Below are 17,352 nucleotides of genomic sequence, written 5' to 3'. Positions count from 1 at the left end.
GTCACGGGTTGCACCCGTCTTTCGGGACGGCTGAGGATTGAAACATCGCAGGGGCGGCGAGGCCCGCCAGAATCCCAGTTGCAGCCGTCTTTCGGGACGGCTGAGGATTGAAACACGCCCACCGCGCCCCGTGCGCGGCGGGCACATCCCGTTGCAGCCGTCTTTCGGAACACCTCATGGCTAACCGCTGACTGCTGAAAGCCAACCCCTAACTGCCCCACTCCCACCCCCGCCCCCAAAGGCGGCGGTTTTCGTTCGCCCCGCTGCTGCCGTCTCCATGCTATTTTTTCCGTCATGCGCGTACTTCACACCGCAGATTTCCATGCCGGGCGGAATCTGAGGGGCTTTGACCGGACGCCGGAGATTCACGAGGCGCTCACCGAGATTGCGGGGCTGGCCCGCACGGAGGGGGCGGACGCAGTGCTGGTGTCGGGGGACCTGTTCGATACGGTGAACCCGTCGGCGGAGGCAGAAGCGGCGGTGTTTGACTTTTTTCTGCGGCTGCGGGACGCGAATATTCCGGCGGTCGCGATTGCGGGCAACCACGACAGCGCGGCGCGGCTCCACAGCGTGGCGGGGCTGCTGGGGTGGGTGGGGGTGCAGGTGGTGGCCCAGCCCAGCGGCCAACTGACGGACCTGGTGCGGACGATCGAAACTCGGCGGGGCGAGCGGCTGACGGTGGCGGCGCTGCCCTTTTTGTCCGAGCGGCGGCTTGTCAAGGCAGCGGACCTGCTGGGGGGGGACGTGGGAACCTGGCGGCAGAAGTACCGCGAGGGGATGAGCTTTTTTCTGCGGAGGCTGGCCGAAGGGTTTCAGCCCGGCAGTGTGAACATGCTGATGCTGCACGCGACGATGGACGGGGCCACGCCCAGCGGCTCGGACCGGGCGATGCAGTTTGACCTGCTCAACGCCTATACCCTCTCGCCGCTTCAGCTTCCGGCGGCGGCGCAGTATGTGGCGCTGGGACACGTGCACAAGCCCCAGCAGAGTTCGGAAGCTCCCCTCGCGCACTATCCCGGCTCGGTGATTCAGCTTGATTTTGGGGAAGGCGGCGAGAAGAAGCAAGTCAACCTGGTGGAGGTCGAGCCGGGCCGCCCCGCCCGCGTGACCCCGCTGCCCCTCAGCAGCGGGCGCGAGCTGCGGACCGTGCGGGCCACCCTGGAAGATATTGACGCCCGGTTGGGGGCACTGGAGGGCTTTTCCGGGCTGGTGAAGGTGGTCGTGCGGGCACCGTCGGGGACGGCGTTGCCGGGCCTCAAAGACCGGGTGCTGCGGCAGGTGCCGAACACGCTCGCGGTCGAACTCGATGCCGTGCAAGAAGACCTCGCCTTGCCGGGCGGCCAGCGCGAGGGCCTCAGCCTCCTGGAACTCTACGAGCGCTTTCATCGGGAGCGCCGGGGCGAGCTGCCGAGCGACCTGCGGGCCGCCTTTTGCGAGGCGGACGAGGCAGCGCGGGGCGAGGAAGAAGGGGGAGTGGCGTGAGGGGAGGAGCGCAAAGTCGAGAAGTTGAGAGGTCGAGAGAACGAGGGGGACGGGGTTCTCGACGCCTCGACGCCTCGGCGCCTCGACCCATCACCGGGGTGACCGCATGAGGCCCCTCCTGCTCGAACTTCAGGGGTTTACCGCCTTTCGGCAACACACCGCGCTGGACTTCTCGGACCTCGACCTGTTTGCGCTCGTCGGGCCGACGGGCAGCGGCAAGTCCAGCCTGCTGGACGCGATGACCTTTGCCCTGTACGGCACCACGCCCCGGCTGGGAGCGACGGGCCTCGACGCGCTGATTTCGCAGGGCGAGCGGGGGCTGTCCGTCAGCCTCACCTTTGAGGCGGGCGGAGAAACTTACCGGGTGGCCCGCTCTAAGGGGCGGCGGCAGGCCGAAAACGAGGTGCGGCTAGAGCGGCGCGAGGGCGAGCGCTGGATAAACCTCAGTGACGGCGGGGCGCGGGCGGTGGGCGAGCGCATCACGCGGGTGGTGGGGCTGGACTACAAGACCTTTGCCCGCAGCGTGCTGCTGCCGCAGGGCGAGTTTTCGCGCCTCTTGCACGGCACCGGGCGCGAGCGGCAGGCCCTCCTCGGCGAGCTGATGGGCCTGGAGCACGTGAGGGCGATGCACAGCTTTGCCGGGGACCGCGCCAAGGGCCTCAAGCATCAGCTCGGCAGCTTGCATGCGCTGCTGGAGGGCGAGTATGCGGGGGTGTCGGAGGAGGTGGTCTCGGCGCTGCGGACCGAGCGCGAGGCCGTGAGCGCCCAGGCCGAGCGCCTCACCGAGGCCCGCGAACGTTTGCAAGGAGAGGTCAACCGCCTGCGGGCACTGGAGGGCGTGTGGCGCGAGCGCGAGGACACGGCCCGGCGGCTGGACGTGCTGGAAGCCCGCGCCGGGCAGGTGTGGGAGGGCGCGGAGCGGGCAGCGCGGGCGCGGCGGGTGGCCGGAGTCTTGCCGCTGCTGGACGCCGCCGAACGTGCCCGCATCGCCGCCGAGCGCGAGGAAGCCGAGCGCCGCCGGGCCGCGAGCGCCGAAGCTGCTGCCCGGCAGGCCGCCGAAGCCGCCCAAGCCGAGCTGGAGGCCGCTCTGCTCGCCGAGGCACGCATTCCCGACCTGGAGGCGAAGGCCGACACCCTGCGCGAGGCCGAGGCCGATGCTGCCCGCCTGCGCCGCGCGGGGGGCACCCCGCAAAGCACCCACCCTTCTCCCCTCCCCTGGGACGAGGACGCTTTCCTGACGGCCCGCGACGGCGCGCAAAAGCTCGACAAGCTGCGGCAAGAGCGGGTGCAGCTCGAAGCGGAAAAGACCGCGCTGGAGGCGAGCCGCGAGCGGCAACGGGCCGAACTGGCCCGGCAAGAAGCGCTGGCCGCAGAGCAGGCCCGCACCAAACGCGAGGGCCAGGCGGCCAAAGCGGACCTCGACCGGGTGCAGGCCGAACTGGAAGCGGCGCGGGCGCGGGCGGGCCTGGCAGCCTACCGCTCGCACCTGCACCTCGGCGAGCCGTGCCCGCTGTGCGGCGGGGCCGTCCAGACCCTGCCGCCGCCCGCCGAGCACGACCTCACCGCGCTGGAAACCCGCGTGGCGGCCCTGGGTGCCGACCTCGAAGGCCGCCGCTTGCGCTACAAGGAACTCGGCCTGGAACTCGCCAGCCTGAAAAAGGCGACCGACGAGCGGGCCGCCGAGCTGCGCGACTGGGAGGCACAACTGCGCCAGCGCGAGGCCGACCTGCGGGGGGCCGAGGGCCAGGTCACGGGCGACCCCGCCGACACCGCCGCCCGCCTCGTCGCGGGGCTGGCGGCGCGGGTGCGCGCTGGAGGGCCTGACCCCGCCCGTGAGCGGCAGCGGCTGCTCGCCGAAATCAGGACCCTACGCGTGCGCCTGACCGAAGCGCAAGCGGCCCTCGCCCGTGCCGAGAGCGCCCACGCGGCGGCGGCGGCGACCCTGCGCTCGGCGGCGGCGGCAGCGGCGGGCCGAAGCCAGGAGGCGGCAGAGGCAAGTGCCGCGCTGAGGGCGGCCCTGGCCGAGCTGGGGCTGGACGCCGCTCAGGCCCGCGCCGCCGCCCTCCCCGAAAGTGACATCGCGGCGCTGGAGGAAGCGGCCCGCACCCATGGGGCGCAGGTGGGGGCGCTGCGGGCGCAGCTCGCGGAGCTGGAGCGGCAGCTTGGCCTCGAACCCTTTGACCCCGCCCGGCTGCGGCAGGCCGAGCGCGACCTCACCGCGACCGACGCGGCCCTCACGACCGCCCGCGAGCGGGCCGGGAGCCTCGCCGAACAAGAACGGGTGGCTCGCGAACGCCTCTCGCGCCGGGCCGACATCGAGCGGCAGGCCGGAGCGCTTGCCAAACAGGTGGACACCTGGCAGACCCTTGCCAACAGCCTGCGGGCCAACGAGTTCCAGAGCTATCTCCTTTCGGAGGTCGAGGCGCAACTGCTCAGCGGGGCGGGCACCCTCCTTTATGACATCAGCGATGGCCGCTACCGCCTCGCGCTGGAGGGCGGCGAGTACGTCGTGCAGGACCTCTGGAACGCGGGCGAGACGCGCGGGGTCAAGACGCTGTCGGGCGGCGAGACCTTCCTCGCCAGCCTCTCGCTTGCCATCGCCCTTTCCGACTACCTCGCCGGAAACAAGGTGCTGGGGGCGCTCTTCCTGGATGAGGGCTTCGGCACGCTGGACCCGCAGGCGCTGGAGGCGGTCGCCGGGGCGCTGGAGAACCTCCGCACCCAGGGCCGCATGGTGGGCGTGGTCACGCACGTGGAAAGCCTCTCCGAGCGCCTGCCCAGCCGCCTGCTGGTGACCAAGAGCGTGGCCGGAAGCAGCGTGCAGCGGCTAGACGGATGAGCGGCGGAGTCACCGGACGCCGAAGCGGGGCGGGTGGCCTTTAGGGGGTCGCCGCCGTTTCTTCATTCATTCTTGAACGAAATCGCCTTCCTGCCGAGGTGCGGCGTCGCTCCTGGCCTCTGACCCGTACGCTGAGTTCAACCCCCTGCACGTCCACATCCCAGGAGGCTGGATATGAACAAAGCTCTTCGGTGCTCTTCGGTCGGTTCTCCTCACGTCCGTCCTCGTGTGCAGCAACGTTGCCCTCGCCAAGGGTGACGTCCAGGCCCAGGGTGGGTGCTGGTCGTTGAGCCTCGGCCCCATCTTCATCACCAACTGCTTCTGAGGAGACCCATGAAGAACCTGAGAGCCGCTCTGGCCATGCTTGCCACGACTGTCCCAACACTCGCCCGCGCGCAGGGTGACGTTACGCCGCAGGACGTGGGCTGCATCAAGCTCTTTACCATCACCGCCTGCTGGTTTTAACCGGAGCGGCTCATGGCACTTTCGATCAGGCGTGACATTGTTCGGGACGACCCCACCAGTCCCCGGCTGTGGACGGTGCTGACCAGTGGAATCTTTGCGCGCCGCTGGATTGGTCGGCCCGCGCCGGCTGTTCCGGGACTGGCCCTCAGCACCGAGCGGCCTACACTGCTGTACTTCCGGACCCGCGGCTGCACCGTGTGCGATCTGGTGGACATGCAGGTCGCGCAGGCCTGTCGTCAGGCCTCGGTGGACCTGGTGATCATCGACCGGTATGCCAAATCCGACGATCCCGTGGACCGCGCCATCTACGACCAGCCCGGCAATCTGCTGGATAAAGGTGGCGTCATCAATGAGCAGTACGCCGTGGGGGTGTACCCGACGTTCGTGCTCGTCAACCCGCAGCACCGGATCGTGCTCAAGGACGTGGGATTGAAAGCCAAACCAGAAGTCTTCAGGGCGTACCTGGAAGCGCAGTTCCGACTGGCCCAATAACTTCACCCGTCGGCCTTTCTGGTGTGGGGGTGGGGTGTACCCCCCCACACTGCGCAAACACTGTGGGCGTCGGCTGGGTCATGACGAGAGGAATGGCGCGGAGGGAGGAGGAAGGGCATCCGGCGACTGGCCTAGCCGGACCCCATCAAACCGCGGGGGGCCGCGCTGCAGGGGCCTCGTCCCCCTGGCGGATGCTCAGGACCCGGCTCGCGCCCGAAGCGTCGGTGGTCACGCCCCACAGCGCGTGGGCGACCTCCATCGTGGCTTTTTGGTGAGTCACGAGCAGGAACTGAGAGCCGCGGGCAGCAAAGCGCTCCAAAAAGGCCGTAAAGCGGCGAATGTTCGCCTCATCGAGGGGCGCGTCGACCTCGTCGAGGACGGCCAGGGGCAAGCCACCCGCGCCGCCTTCGCCGCCCGCATGGTTCAGCGCAAAGAGAAAGGCCAGCCCCGCCATCGTGCGCTCGCCCGCGCTCAGGAGGGTCATCGAGCGGGTGCGCTTGCCCTTGGGCTGCACGGCGAGGCGCAGCCCGGTCAGGCGGCCCGCTGCGGGGTCCTCTTCGGGTTCCAGCTCGCCCTGCCCACCCAGCAGCTCGGCGGCGTACTCGCGAAAGGCCGCCCCCACCCGGCCAAAAGCGGCGCGGGTGGCTTCTTCCTCGGCCCGCTCCAGGTCGGCGAGGTGTGCCCCCAGCTCGGCGGCGGCGGCCTCCGCGTCCGCGAGTTCGGCGCAGAGGCGCTCCAGCTCGGCGGCCTCCAGGGCGTGGTCGGCCTCGGCGCGGGCGTTTACGGGGCCGAGGCGCTCCAGCTCGGCCCGGAGGCGAGTCAGCTCTTGGGTCCACTCGCGGGGGCTGCCGGGCGGACTGCACCCGTCCGGCAGCGGCTCCAGGCTGCCCTCCCGCCGAGCAACGAGGAGGCGCAGGTCTTCGAGGCGGGCGCGCACCTTGTTCTGCTCACCGATGAGGGAGGTGTAAGCCTGGGTCGCGGCCTCGCGCTCGGCCTCGGCGTGAGCGAGTTCGTGTTCGTCGAGGGTGCCCAGCGCGGCCTCGCGGCGAGCGACCTCGGCCCCCGCTCCAGCGAGATGGGAGGCCTGGGCCTGCCACGCAGCAGCGTTGGCCTTCAGGCGCTCTCTGAGGTCAGCGGCGCGGGCGTGGGCGCTGCGGTAGGCCCTCCACGCCCCATCGAGTTCGCGGGCAAAGGCCAGGGCCTCCAGCGCTGCCCGCTCTGCGGCGCGGCTTTCTTCGGCGGCATGGCGGGCGGCAAGCAGCTCGGTCTCTAGGGCAGCGGGGTCGAGGGGCGGCTCGGTGGGCGGGGCAGACACAGCGGAGGCCGACGCCGCTAAGCGCTCGCGCAGGCGGTCACAGTGGGTGGTCAGGCTGCGGGCCTGCGCCTCCAGCTCGGTGACCCGGCGCTCAGCGTCGCGGGCCTCGCGGACGGCAGCGTCGCGGCGCAGTTGGAGAGGAGACAGCCCGCCCTCCCCCCCCGGCAACCCCGCCTGCACCCGCTCCAGCTCGGCACGCAGGTGGGCGGCGCGGCCCCCCGCATCCTCCAACTCGGCTTCCAGCTCCTGAAAACGCCGCCCGTCGGCGAGCACGCTGCTGCCGCTATCGCGCAGGCGACCCCCCGTGATGGCTCCCCCCGGCTCCAGCAGCTCGCCCTCCAGAGTGACGAGGCGCGGGCGGCTGGGGTGAGCGCGGGCGAGGCGCTGAGCGGTGCGCAGGTCCTCCACCAAGAGGGTATCGGCCAGGGTCGCCTCGCCCACGAGCGGCGGGTCCGCAGGGCACAGGTCCGCGAGGTTGCCGAGCACGCCCGGCTCGCGCTGCAAGGCTCCGTCGCGCCGGGGCCGAGGCCGCAGCAGGTCGAGGGGCAGGAAGGTGGCCCGCCCCCCCACCCGCTTCAGCTCGCTGATCATCTCGCGGGCATCCTCCGCCGAGTGCACGACGACCTGTTCCAGGCGGCGGCCCAGCGCGGCGGTCACGGCGACCTCGTACTCGGCGGGTACGGCGAGGAGGTCCGCCACTGACCCCACGATGCCGGGATGGTCAAGGCGCAGGGCGTTGCGTGCCCCCTCGCCGTAGCGGGCGTAGGACTCCAGCGCCGCGCCTAGCCGCTCGCGCTCGCGGCGCAGGGGCGCGAGACCCGCCTCCAAGCGGGCGAGTTCGCTCTCCAGGTGCCGGGCGTGGGCCTGGGCCTGGGCGAGTTCAGTGGCGTGGGCGGCATAAGCAGCTTCGGCCTCGGCGCGGGCTGCGGCCAGCTCGCGCAAGCGCTCCTGGGCGGCAGCCAAGCCCTCCAGCGCCGCTTCGAGATTCCCCTCGGCCCGCTCCAGCTCGGCGCTCAGGGTTTCGCGGCTGGCGTCGCGGCGGGCGGCGGCTTCGGCGGCGCGGGCAGCTCCGGCCTGAGCGCTCGCCAGCTCTGTTTCGAGGCGGCGGGCGCGGCGCTCGGCGGCCTCGGCGCGGGCGCGGACCGCCGCCAGCGCCCCCTCCAGGGCGGGAAGGTCGGGGGTGGGCTGGGCCGGAGGCTGGGTCGGCAGGGCTGCCAGTTCGGCCTCCAGCCGCTCGGCCTCGGCCCGCAGGTGGGCGGCGTAGCGCCCCGCCTGGGCGTGCGCGTCGCGAGCAGCTCGCAGCGCGTCGAGCGCCCCGGCATGGGCCTCGGCGCGGGCGCGGGCGGCGTGGGCCGCGTCGCGGGCGGCCTCGACCCGCGCCGCACCCCGCGTGACCTCCGCGGCCAGGACACTGGAACGGGCTGCGAGGGCCTCCGCCTCAGCGCGGGCCGCTGCCAGCTCGCGGGCGAGGGTGAGGTGGCGCTCGCGGCGCAGGGCGTCTTCCAGGGTGAGACCGCGGGCGCTCAGGGCGCGGTGGCGGCGGGCGTCCTCGGCGGCCTGGGCGAGGCGCTGCACCGCCGCTTCCCGCTCGCCCCGCAACAGCCGCAAGCGCTCCAGGTGCTCTCCAGCCTCGCGCAGTCGGGCCGCTGTCTCCAGCCGCGCACTCACGGCGCGCGAAAGTCCGGCGGCCTCCTGGACATAACCCAGCAGGGTGCTCCCCTCAGCCTGCACGACCCCGCCCACCTCACCCTGGCCGATGACGGCGAGACCGCCCGGCCCCAGTCCGGTGCCGCGCAGGGCCGCTTGCACGTCGCGAGCGCGGGCGGGGCGGCCCCCCAGGTCTTGCTCGGCGGTCCCGTCGCGGTACACCCGGCGGCTGAGATTGACCCGGCCCTGGGGCGTCTGAAGTTCGAGCTGCACCTCGGCCAGCCCCAGCGGGGCTTTGCCACCGCTGCCGTGAAAAATCAGCTCGGTGCCGCGCCCCGCCCGCAGCTCACGGGCGCGCGCCCCGTGGGTGACCCAGCGAATCGCTTCCACGACGTTGCTTTTGCCGCTGCCGTTCGGCCCAATGACGGCGCTGACACCGGGGCCGAACTCCAGCCGGGTGCGGTCAGCGAAACTCTTGAAGCCGTGGAGAGTGATGCTGCGCAGCATGGATTAGGCGAGCCGGGTCACGAGTCGGTGCAGTCCCCGGCGCGGTACGGCTCGCGCAGGTCAAGGTGCCACAGGGTGTCGACGTTCTTGCCGCCCACCAGGAAGGTCACGTCCTGCCCGCGCACCTCCAGCAGGGTGCGGGTGAGGGTACAAAGCAGCATCCGCTCGCCGCTGGTGCCGTAGCGCAGGCGCTGATAGCTCTCTGGGAGGTCCACATAGACGTGGGTGCCGCGCAGCCACACGCTGGGCGCGGGGCTACCCTTGGGCACGACCGGGAGTGAACCTGGCGTCTGCGGCCCATTGGCCCAGGCCCGCAGCGCCGCTTGAGCGGTGGCAGCGGGGGTGTCCTGGGTGACCGTCACGGTGCGAGTTTCCGGCTTCATGGCCTGCACCTGAGCGTCACTAAAGTACACCTTGACCTGCTTAGACTGCCGCTCCTGAAGCTGAAGCTTGGGCGCTTCAGGCGTCTCTGGGGGCCGCTGCACTTCGGTGTAGGCGTAGGCGGCAGCGGCGAGCAGGGCCGCGCTCACGACATTGAAGAGGGAAAAGAGACGTTTCACTGGCTCGCTCCTGCGGGGCGCTTCGCCTGCGGTTCGGTGCCGGGCGTGGCCGATACCGTACGCCCGGCGTTCGCGGCGCGGGCCGTGAGGTAGGTCGCCACCGAGCGGGCCACCGCGACCGACATCGTCCGCAGGCGTCCAGCCGAGGCGAGGGCCGCGCGGTCGTCCTCATTACCCACCCAGCCGAGTTCCAGCAGCAGGGCCGCCTGCGGAGCTTCTCCCAGCATCAGGGTGCGGCTGACCGTCTCCGCCTGCGCCGTGACCCCACCCCCCTTCAGCTCGCCGCGCAGCAGCTCGCTCAGACGCCGAGTGCCCCCCACGCCCCCGATGGCGAGGTCGATGTACGGAGCCTTACCGCCAGCGCGGACCGCTTCCACAATCTGCGCGGTCGAGCGCCCCGTCGGCTCATAGACGGTGACGCCGCCCCGGTCGGTGCCGGGAAAGCGGCCCAGGTCGAGCGCCAGGTAGACATCGCTGCGCCGCGCGAGCGCGAGTTTCTGGTTGAGGCCCAGGGCACTCTGGCCGTCGCGGGTCAGGCGCACCTGCCATCCCGCCTGGCTGAGCAGCTCGGCAGCCCGCTGGGCCACATCCAGCGTGACGTCACGTCCCAACCCCTCCACGCGGGCAGGGTCCAGGACGATGAGGGGCCGCGAGATGCGCTCCAGCAGCGCCGGGCTGGTGTAGGGAATCCCCGGCCCCGCATCCACGACGAGCCGCGCCCCGCCAGGCCGCACCACCCGGTACACCCGGTAGCCGCTGCCGGGGGGCAGGGTAAAACTGAGCTGGAGGTCTTGGCCGTCGCGGACCACCTGCGCCCGCGGCACAAAGGCTCCCCGCGTCGTGTAGCGCCGGGCTTCGCCCTCGACTTCCCGCAGGGTCACGGTAACGGTGGTGCCGCGCAGCTCGTCACTGAAGTCCACGTCGCGGGTGAGGTCGAGGACCAGGCGGTCGCTGCTCGCCCCCGCGCGGCTGCTCACGCCCTGCAAGCGGGCGGGCACCACCCGGAAGCTCCCGGCGCGGTACTCGGCTCCCAGGCCCCGCGCCAGCGTATCCAGCGGCAGGTAAAGGTTGCCATTGAGCAGGGTGGCGGTGCGGGCATTCACCCGCGTGGTATCGAGCTGCACGGTATTAAAGGCCGTCGTCGCCCGCTGGGGGTCCTCGTCGAGGGGGAGCAGCAGAATGTGCCCGTAGCCCTCCACCCGAATGATTTGGCCTTCGCGGCTGATGCGGACCACCCGGCCCAGCACCTCCTGGCTGGCGTACTCGGCCCCGTAAAGGTTGACGCTCTGGACCTGCTGCCCGGCGAGGTTGAGGCGCGAAAACGCGAGCTGCGCTCCTGCCAGCCCCGCCATCAGGAGGGCCGCCGACAGCAGCAGTGGACGAGCCAACTTGCCCCGCCTCACAGTTCGCGCAGCTCCCGGCGCAGGGTTTTTTCGGCCTCGGCGCGGCGCTTGTCGTGCAGCTTTTTGCCGCGAGCGAGGGCCAGCTCGACCTTGAAGACCCGGCCCTTTTGGTAAAGCCGCGTCGGGACCAGGGTCAGGCCCTTTTGCTCCAGCGCCCGCTTCAACTTGCCGATTTCCTCGCGGTGCAGCAGCAAGCGGCGGGGACGACGGGGTTCATGGTTGTTGTAGGTGGCCTCGGTGTAGATAGGAATGTACAGTCCCTCCAGCTCGATGTTGCCGTTCGAGAGCCGCGCAAAGGCGTCCCGGAAATCCACGCCGCCCGCCCGCACGCTCTTGACCTCGCTGCCCGTCAGGGCAATCCCCGCCTCAAAGCGCTCCAGCAGTTCGTACTCGTGGTGTGCGCGGCGGTTCGTGTACACGCGGGGCATTCTAGCAGGGCCGCACGCACGCGAGGCTCGCCCCCCACAGGCTGGGTACGTCCGGGACCCGCCCCCACAGCAGCGAAAAAGCGATAAAAAGGCCCCCGTAGGCTGCGTAGGTCCGGGCAAAGTCGAAGCTCTGGGGTTGCAGGGTAGGCAAGACCCCGTACAGCACCAGCACCAGCCCGCCCAGCACCCCCACCCACCAGGGCCAGCCCTCACGCAGCCACAGCCAAACCAGGTAGCCGCCCCCGATTTCCGCGAGGGCCGCAAGAATGAACAGGGCGACCGACGCCGCGAGCACGCTGAGAGCTTACTTCTGCGGCGGGCGGCTGGGGCGCACCTCGATGCGACTGGGCAACGTGCGCCCCGGCATCGCCAGCAGGTCGAGGGTGAGCTGCGCAATGTCTTCAGGCTGGATTTTCCAGGCGTCCTGTTCGTTCGGGGTGTGGCCATTAAAGAAGGTCGCCACGCTGCCGGGCATGATTTGGGTCACCTTGATGCCGTGCTGCCGCAGGTCCAGGGTGAGCACCTCCGACAGCCCGTTGAGGCCAAACTTGCTCGCGTTGTACGCGCCACCGCCCGCAAAGGGGTTTTTCCCCGCAAGGCTCGACAGGGTGAAGATGTACCCGCCCCGGCGCTGGAGGGCCTTCAGGGCCGCCTTGATGGTGTAAAAGGCCCCACTGAGGTTGGTGTCAATGACTTCCCGCCACTGCTCGACCGTCAAGTCCGCGACGTTGGCGAAATGCCCCAGCCCCGCATTGACAAAGAGCACGTCAAGGCCCCCAAAGGCCGCGACGTGGGCATCGACCGCCTCCTGGAGGGCCTGGGGGTCACGGACGTCGCAAACCACCCCGCGGGTCTGGCCGCCGATATCGCGGGCCGCCGCCGTGATTTCGTCTTCCTTGCGGCTGGTTATCGTGACGGCGTAGCCGGCCCGCGCCAGCGCCCGCGCGACCTCCAGCCCGATGCCCTTGCTGCCACCCGTCACAAAAGCGCTTTTGCCTTCACCCAGTCCGGCGTGCTTCGTCATGCCCGCAAGCTAACGCGCCCGCCGCCGGGGGCCGGGGCGCGTGAAGGGGGGCTTAAGCCGGGGGGGGAGGGCGGGGTCAGGGCAAGCGGCGCACGAGCTGGTCATAGACGAAGTTGGCGGCTTCGTGCTGCTGCTGCCAAAGCGTGAGCAGCCCAAAGTGGTCTTGCACCGTGACGCGCTGGCCCTCCGGAAGCTCGAAGTCCAGCCGGGCAGTGAGCTTGGCCCAGGGCACAAGAGCATTGGGAGCGACCAGGACGGGGCTGACCTTGATGACGCCGGGTGCGCGGGCATCCGCGACGATGCTCGCCCCCGGATAGCGGCGCTTGAGTGCCCCCGCCGAGTCGCGGCTCATCGCGGCCAAGAGGGCAGCCTGCTGCTCGGCGCTGATGAGGTTGGGGTTGCCCTGAATCTGGGGGGGCAGGATGACAAAGCGGGCGGTCGCGAGGCTTTGAGCGCTCCAGGCAGTCGCGGCCTGAGCACGGGCGGGAGCGAGGGGCGCGGCGAGCAGGGCCGTCAGGGCCAGCAAGGAGAGCTTGTGCATGCGGCCCAGTGCAGCACGCCGCAGCTGACGAACGGTGAAGGCAGGGTGAGGGTGCCGCCATCACGTTGCCCAGGTGCAGGCCCCTGTACCCCCATCCCGGTGCCATTCGGCCTAGCATGGCGGTCATGCAAGACCTGCTGACCACCCTGCGCCGCCTGCGTGCTCCGGACGGTTGCCCCTGGGACCGCGAGCAGACCCATGCCTCCTTGCGGCCCTACCTGCTGGAGGAAGCGGCGGAGGCGGTCGACGCCGTCTCAGAAGGCCCGCAGGCCCTCGCCGCCGAGCTGGGAGACGTGCTGCTGCAAGTCGCCTTTCACGCGGTGATTGGGGAAGAAGCTGGGACCTTCCGCTACGAGGACGTCGAGCGCGGCATCGTCGAGAAGCTGGTGCGGCGGCACCCGCACGTGTTCGGAGACGTGCGGGTAGCGGACGCGGGCGAGGTGGTCGCCAACTGGCAGGCCATCAAAGCCGCCGAGCGCGGAGGACAGCCCCGGCGCGCCGCCGACCGAGTCCCCGCCGCCCTGGGAGCGCTCGCCCGCGAGGCGGCGGCCCAGAAGCTCGCGGGCGAGACTCCCGCGAACGCGGAGGCGGCCCGTGCCGGGGTCCAGGCGGCGCTGGACCGCGCCCCCGACTCGGCGGCGGGAGTCGCGGAGGTGCTCGCTGCTGCCTCCGCTTGGGCACGGGCGCTGGGGGTTGACCCAGAGGTCGCGCTGCGCGAGCACACCCAGGCCCGGCTGCTGGCCCTCCCCGACCCGGAGGCAGGGTGACGGAGCAGCCCACGCCCCTGGAGGACGCGCAGGGCGACCCCTGGGCGCTGTGGGTGGGTCAGCGCACCCGGCAGCGGCTGCACCTGCCCCAGTTTCGCCGCGCCGCTGTTCTGGTGGGCCTCACCCGCGAACCTGACCCCCGCGTGCTGCTCACGGTGCGCTCGGCAGAGCTGCCCACCCACCGGGGCCAAATCAGCTTTCCCGGCGGCAGCCTCCACCCCGGCGAAACCCCGGTGCAAGCCGCCCTGCGCGAGGCCGAAGAGGAGGTGGGCCTCTCGCCCAGCGACGTGGCAGTTCTCGGCGAACTCGACGACGTGTTTACTCCGGTGGGCTTTCACGTCACACCCGTGCTTGCCCGCCTGCCGGCACAGCCGCGCCTCACCCTCAGCGCAGAGGTCGCCGAGCTGCTGCTGCCTACCCTGGGCGAGCTGCGGGCCGCGCCCCTCGTTCGCGAGACGCGCACCCTGCCAAACGGCGAAGCCGTGCCCCTCTACCGCTACCCCTGGCGCGGCCACGACATCTGGGGCATGACGGCACGGGTGCTCCACGACCTGTTGGGGGAGGGGCCTTAACTACCCACCAAAAACCCCCACCACGTGGGTGGGGGCTTGGGCTGGTCCCTCGCGGCTTTAGCGGGCGGGGTTGATGGTGATTTGGGCGTTGCTGGTGACGTTGTAGGTGTTCACGAAGGTGCGGTAGCCAGGGGCGATAAGCACGACTTCACGGCTGCCACGCGCGACCGTCACGTTCAGGCCGCCATTCTGGATGGTGCCCACCTCGCGCCCGTCGATAAAGACGCGGGCACCGGTCACGTTGCTGCGGATGGCAAGCGTGTACTGGTTGGGTGCAGGCGCGGGGGCCGGGGTCACGACCTGCGCGAAGTCCACGTTCAGGTTGGTGGTCACGCCCGCCCGAATGGTGATGGTGGTGGTGTAGTCCCGGTAGCCGGGGGCCTGCACCCGCACCGGGTAGGTGCCGGGGCGGATGTTGCTGAACGTGGCGTTGGCCGTGCCCAGGCGCTGACCGTTCAGAATCACGGTCGCGTTGGCGACATTGGTGCCCACAAAGAGGCTGCCGGTCTGCACCGGGTTCTGGGAAACCACGGTGAAGAAGGCCGTATCGGTGACCCAGCTGTTCTGGGGGATGGGGTTCACGACGATGCTCAGGGCCTGCGCGAGCTGGTTCTGACCACGGGCGTTCACGGTGGCGAACTGGTCTTGCTGGCTCTTGAAGGTGCTGAGCTGATCGAGGTTGAGGGGCGTCAGGCTGGCCAGCGCAAGCACCTTGTTCAGGCCGAGGTCCTCACCGACCGTAAAGGTGAAGTTCGCGCCCGGACGGGGGAAAGTCACAGTGGTGTTCGCCTTGACGAAGTTCTCGCCGCCCAGACGGTTGGGGAGGATTTGGGTCACCTCGCCGTTGGCGTCCACGTTAAAGAGGTAGACGTAGGCGTCGCGGTTGACCGTCGTGGAGATGGTGATATTTTCGCCAACCCGGTAGGTGGGGTTGCCGTTGCCGCTGGAATCCTTGTTCACGCGCACGCTGACCGAGAGGTCAGGCTGCGTGGGGTTCACGATGATGCTTTGGGCGCTGATTCGGGGAGCCGCCGCCGCCGTGCTCAGGAGCATCGCAGCGGGAATCATCAAAAGCTTCTTCATGGGTGTACCTCCGAGAAGCAGCCTAAGTGCGTCTCCATGACGCGCCATGAGCGGGTACATCCCAAAACTTAAGAGTGCTTCAGCCCACGGTCAGTTTGCGGCGCGGGACGGGCAAGGGGCAGCACCCTAGCGGATGATGCGGGCCGGCTCTACCCCCGCCGCCCGCCGCGCCGGAATCAGGGCCGCGAGCAGGGTGGTGCCCAGCCCGACCGCGTTGACCCACAGGAGGTCCGTCCCGCGCACCTCCACGGGGAGGGCGGTGATGAAGTACAGGTCGCCCGGCAACTGAAAGGGCCGCACGGTGAAATACAAGCTGAGGCCCAGGCCCAGCAGGTTGCCCAGCAGCAGCCCTCCCAGCCCCAGCACGGCTCCTTCCAGCAAAAAGACCCTCGTGATAAGGGGCCGCGTCGCCCCGATGGCCCGCAGGATGGCTATCTCCTGAGTCTTTTCGAAGACGGCCAGGGTCAAGACGTTGGCGATGCCAAAAGCCGCCACGACGACGATGAGGAACACGACAAAGGCGATGACCCGCTTTTGCAGGGCGAGCTGGTCGAGCAGGGTGCCGTACAGGTCCTGCCAGGGCAGCGAAGCATAGGGCCGCAGCCGGGTTAACTCCTGGCCCACCGCCGGGGCGAGGTCCGGGTCACGCAGCCGCAGCTGATAGCCCGTGATGTTGCCGCTGCGTTGCAACGCTTGCAGGGTGCCCAAGCTGGTAAAGGCGTACCCGGAATCGATGAGGAAGTTGCCGGTGCGAAAGACCCCCACCACCCGCACCGCGGTCCGGCGCTGGGTGCTGTTCAGCAGCCGCACCTCGTCCCCGGTAAAGGCCCCCACGCTGCGGGCCAGGGCTTCGCCGAGCAGAATCTCGTTTGGCCCCAGGCCGCGCAGCAAGTGGGCTTCTTCGGGACGCAAGCCCAGCACCTCGGCGGCGGCGGGCGTCACCCCGAACAGGGTGGCGAAATCGACCCCCGCCGCCCGACCGCCCCCGGCGGGACGGGTGAGCAGCCCCTTGTCGGCCACGAAGGGCGCGAAGGCCGTGACGCGGGGGTCCGAGCGCATCTCGGCTTCTAGAGCGGCGTCCCGGCCTGCCGGGGCATAGGCGTTCAGGCTGAGGTGGGGGCTGGCCCGCAGGGTTGCGTCGGTCAGGGCGCGGGTAAAACCGTTCGTCAGGCTGAGGGCCGCGATGAGCACCATCACCCCCACCGCAATGCCCAACACCGTCAACAAGTTTTGGGTGCGCCGCCGAGCGAGGTGCGCTCGCGCCACCGTCCAGGCCAGGTCTGGGGGGCGGCTCATGGACGAGCCTGCACCGTACGAACGAAGGGGGGGAGCAGCCTCACGTTTGGGGACGATAGCAGGTCTCTCCCCTCCTCCAGCCGCGCCGCCACATGCGGAAGGGCGCGGTGCCCGCGGGGGGACGACCACGCCCTGAGGAGGTGAGGTATCTGGGGAAAGGGGGCCTCAGCGCACCGCCGTAATCCGGACCTGACGCGCTCCGAACTGGAGGGCCTGGCTGCGCGTGGCCATCCAGATGTCGATGCTGTTCGTCTTACGGGCGGCCATCGTGTCTTCGACGTAAAAGACGCGCCCCCGCAGAAGGTGGTTGTACTTCCCACTGAGGTCCTCGATGGTGATGCGGCTGCCGTAGGGAAAGATGCGCAGCAGGTCGCGGCTGAGAGCCACCACGCCCGGACGGGTGCGGGTACCCGTTGCCGTGATAAAGGGGGTCGAGTCGGTTTGCGCCGCGAGGCTGTTGTAGGCCGTTGCCCGCGCAATCACGCTGCGGCCCTGGCGGGTGTTCGTCTGGGCCAGCAGGGCCTGCGCTTGCTCGATGACCTGAGCGCGAGTCTGGGCTGCCGTCGCCGGGGCAGCGCTGGGTTGGACCACCGTGGCCTGCGCTACCGGGGTGGGCGCGGAGGCGGCTTCCGGCGCGAGGGCTTCGCGCACGGCTTGGGCCGCAACCGCCGGGGCGGGAAGCACCGGGGTCGCGGCCCCGGTAGCCAAAGCCGCCAGCACCGCCGTCGGCAACAGATGGGCAAGGTTCAGCATGCATTCTCCTGCGGCCACACACGCGGGGCGCTGTGGCCGAATGGGGTCTGGAAGAGGGCAAGCCGCGGGGGGCTTTCTTCTGGGATGAGCCTAAGGATGTCAGATGGGAGCTTTCTGTGTATTAAGGCCCTCCAGCCTCATCAAAGGAGGCCGAGCAGCGGGCGGCAGCGGTTCGAAA

Annotated in this window: 16 protein-coding genes; 6 read left to right on the top strand and 10 right to left on the bottom strand. The window is 70.3% G+C overall.

Translation table 11 applies throughout. The features are described 5' to 3' along the window. The first annotated feature begins 294 nt into the window (after positions 1–294). The 4 genes from H565_RS0112385 to H565_RS0112370 all read left to right on the top strand — a co-directional run bounded on the left by H565_RS0112385 (position 295) and on the right by H565_RS0112370 (position 5,278). Complete coding sequence (locus H565_RS0112385) at positions 295–1,482, top strand: metallophosphoesterase family protein (RefSeq protein ID WP_027461309.1); 1,188 nt, start codon at positions 295–297, stop codon at positions 1,480–1,482. Between the two features lie 106 nt (positions 1,483–1,588). Further along, on the top strand, positions 1,589–4,321 hold the full coding sequence (locus H565_RS0112380) for an AAA family ATPase (RefSeq protein WP_027461308.1): 2,733 nt from the start codon (positions 1,589–1,591) through the stop codon (positions 4,319–4,321). Positions 4,322–4,654: 333 nt separating this feature from the next. Further along, positions 4,655–4,786, top strand: coding sequence for a hypothetical protein (locus tag H565_RS16985; RefSeq protein ID WP_255344304.1), 132 nt, complete (start codon positions 4,655–4,657; stop codon positions 4,784–4,786). 12 nt (positions 4,787–4,798) lie between these two features. Next, positions 4,799–5,278 carry a TlpA family protein disulfide reductase gene (locus H565_RS0112370; RefSeq protein WP_027461307.1) on the top strand — a complete coding sequence of 160 codons (480 nt, stop codon included), beginning with the start codon at positions 4,799–4,801 and terminating at the stop codon, positions 5,276–5,278. 145 nt (positions 5,279–5,423) lie between these two features. Here H565_RS0112370 and H565_RS0112365 read toward each other — a convergent pair whose 3' ends face one another. From H565_RS0112365 to H565_RS0112335, 7 genes are all read right to left on the bottom strand, one after another. After that, entirely contained in the window at positions 5,424–8,747 is a 3,324-nt protein-coding gene (locus H565_RS0112365) for an AAA family ATPase (protein WP_027461306.1), read from the bottom strand. A 17-nt stretch (positions 8,748–8,764) separates the two neighbouring features. Beyond that, positions 8,765–9,307, bottom strand: coding sequence for a GerMN domain-containing protein (locus H565_RS0112360; protein WP_027461305.1), 543 nt, complete (start codon positions 9,305–9,307; stop codon positions 8,765–8,767). After that, positions 9,304–10,659, bottom strand: coding sequence for an N-acetylmuramoyl-L-alanine amidase (locus tag H565_RS15385; RefSeq protein WP_051363604.1), 1,356 nt, complete (start codon positions 10,657–10,659; stop codon positions 9,304–9,306). The genes H565_RS0112360 and H565_RS15385 overlap by 4 nt, the downstream gene beginning before the upstream one ends. 47 nt (positions 10,660–10,706) lie before the next feature. Next, positions 10,707–11,138: an SsrA-binding protein SmpB gene (gene smpB, locus H565_RS0112350; RefSeq protein WP_027461304.1), complete on the bottom strand. Its 432-nt coding sequence runs from the start codon at positions 11,136–11,138 to the stop codon at positions 10,707–10,709. 1 nt (position 11,139) lies between these two features. Next, positions 11,140–11,433, bottom strand: coding sequence for a YnfA family protein (locus H565_RS0112345; protein ID WP_027461303.1), 294 nt, complete (start codon positions 11,431–11,433; stop codon positions 11,140–11,142). 9 nt (positions 11,434–11,442) lie between these two features. Beyond that, positions 11,443–12,162 carry an SDR family oxidoreductase gene (locus H565_RS0112340; protein WP_027461302.1) on the bottom strand — a complete coding sequence of 240 codons (720 nt, stop codon included), beginning with the start codon at positions 12,160–12,162 and terminating at the stop codon, positions 11,443–11,445. 76 nt (positions 12,163–12,238) lie between these two features. Continuing rightward, the gene (locus H565_RS0112335; RefSeq protein ID WP_027461301.1) at positions 12,239–12,703 is read right to left on the bottom strand and encodes a hypothetical protein; all 465 of its coding nucleotides are present in this window, start codon (positions 12,701–12,703) and stop codon (positions 12,239–12,241) included. Positions 12,704–12,828: 125 nt separating this feature from the next. Here H565_RS0112335 and H565_RS0112330 point away from each other — a divergent pair, with 125 nt between their 5' ends. Together H565_RS0112330 and H565_RS0112325 are read left to right on the top strand one after the other, a co-directional pair. Further along, positions 12,829–13,470, top strand: coding sequence for a MazG family protein (locus H565_RS0112330; RefSeq protein ID WP_027461300.1), 642 nt, complete (start codon positions 12,829–12,831; stop codon positions 13,468–13,470). Next, complete coding sequence (locus tag H565_RS0112325; protein WP_027461299.1) at positions 13,467–14,042, top strand: NUDIX hydrolase; 576 nt, start codon at positions 13,467–13,469, stop codon at positions 14,040–14,042. The genes H565_RS0112330 and H565_RS0112325 overlap by 4 nt, the downstream gene beginning before the upstream one ends. Before the next feature lie 57 nt (positions 14,043–14,099). Here H565_RS0112325 and H565_RS0112320 read toward each other — a convergent pair whose 3' ends face one another. The 3 genes from H565_RS0112320 to H565_RS16645 all read right to left on the bottom strand — a co-directional run bounded on the left by H565_RS0112320 (position 14,100) and on the right by H565_RS16645 (position 17,174). Next, positions 14,100–15,125 carry a PEGA domain-containing protein gene (locus tag H565_RS0112320; RefSeq protein WP_027461298.1) on the bottom strand — a complete coding sequence of 342 codons (1,026 nt, stop codon included), beginning with the start codon at positions 15,123–15,125 and terminating at the stop codon, positions 14,100–14,102. Between the two features lie 126 nt (positions 15,126–15,251). Then, entirely contained in the window at positions 15,252–16,421 is a 1,170-nt protein-coding gene (locus H565_RS0112315; RefSeq protein ID WP_027461297.1) for an ABC transporter permease, read from the bottom strand. A 165-nt stretch (positions 16,422–16,586) separates the two neighbouring features. Continuing rightward, positions 16,587–17,174 carry an RlpA-like double-psi beta-barrel domain-containing protein gene (locus H565_RS16645; RefSeq protein ID WP_027461296.1) on the bottom strand — a complete coding sequence of 196 codons (588 nt, stop codon included), beginning with the start codon at positions 17,172–17,174 and terminating at the stop codon, positions 16,587–16,589. Positions 17,175–17,352 lie beyond the last annotated feature (178 nt).

Source organism: Deinococcus murrayi DSM 11303 (assembly GCF_000482805.1).
In the GTDB taxonomy this organism is placed as follows: domain Bacteria; phylum Deinococcota; class Deinococci; order Deinococcales; family Deinococcaceae; genus Deinococcus; species Deinococcus murrayi.
Note: the sequence above shows the minus strand (reverse complement) of the source record. Positions and strands in the feature narration are given on the sequence as shown.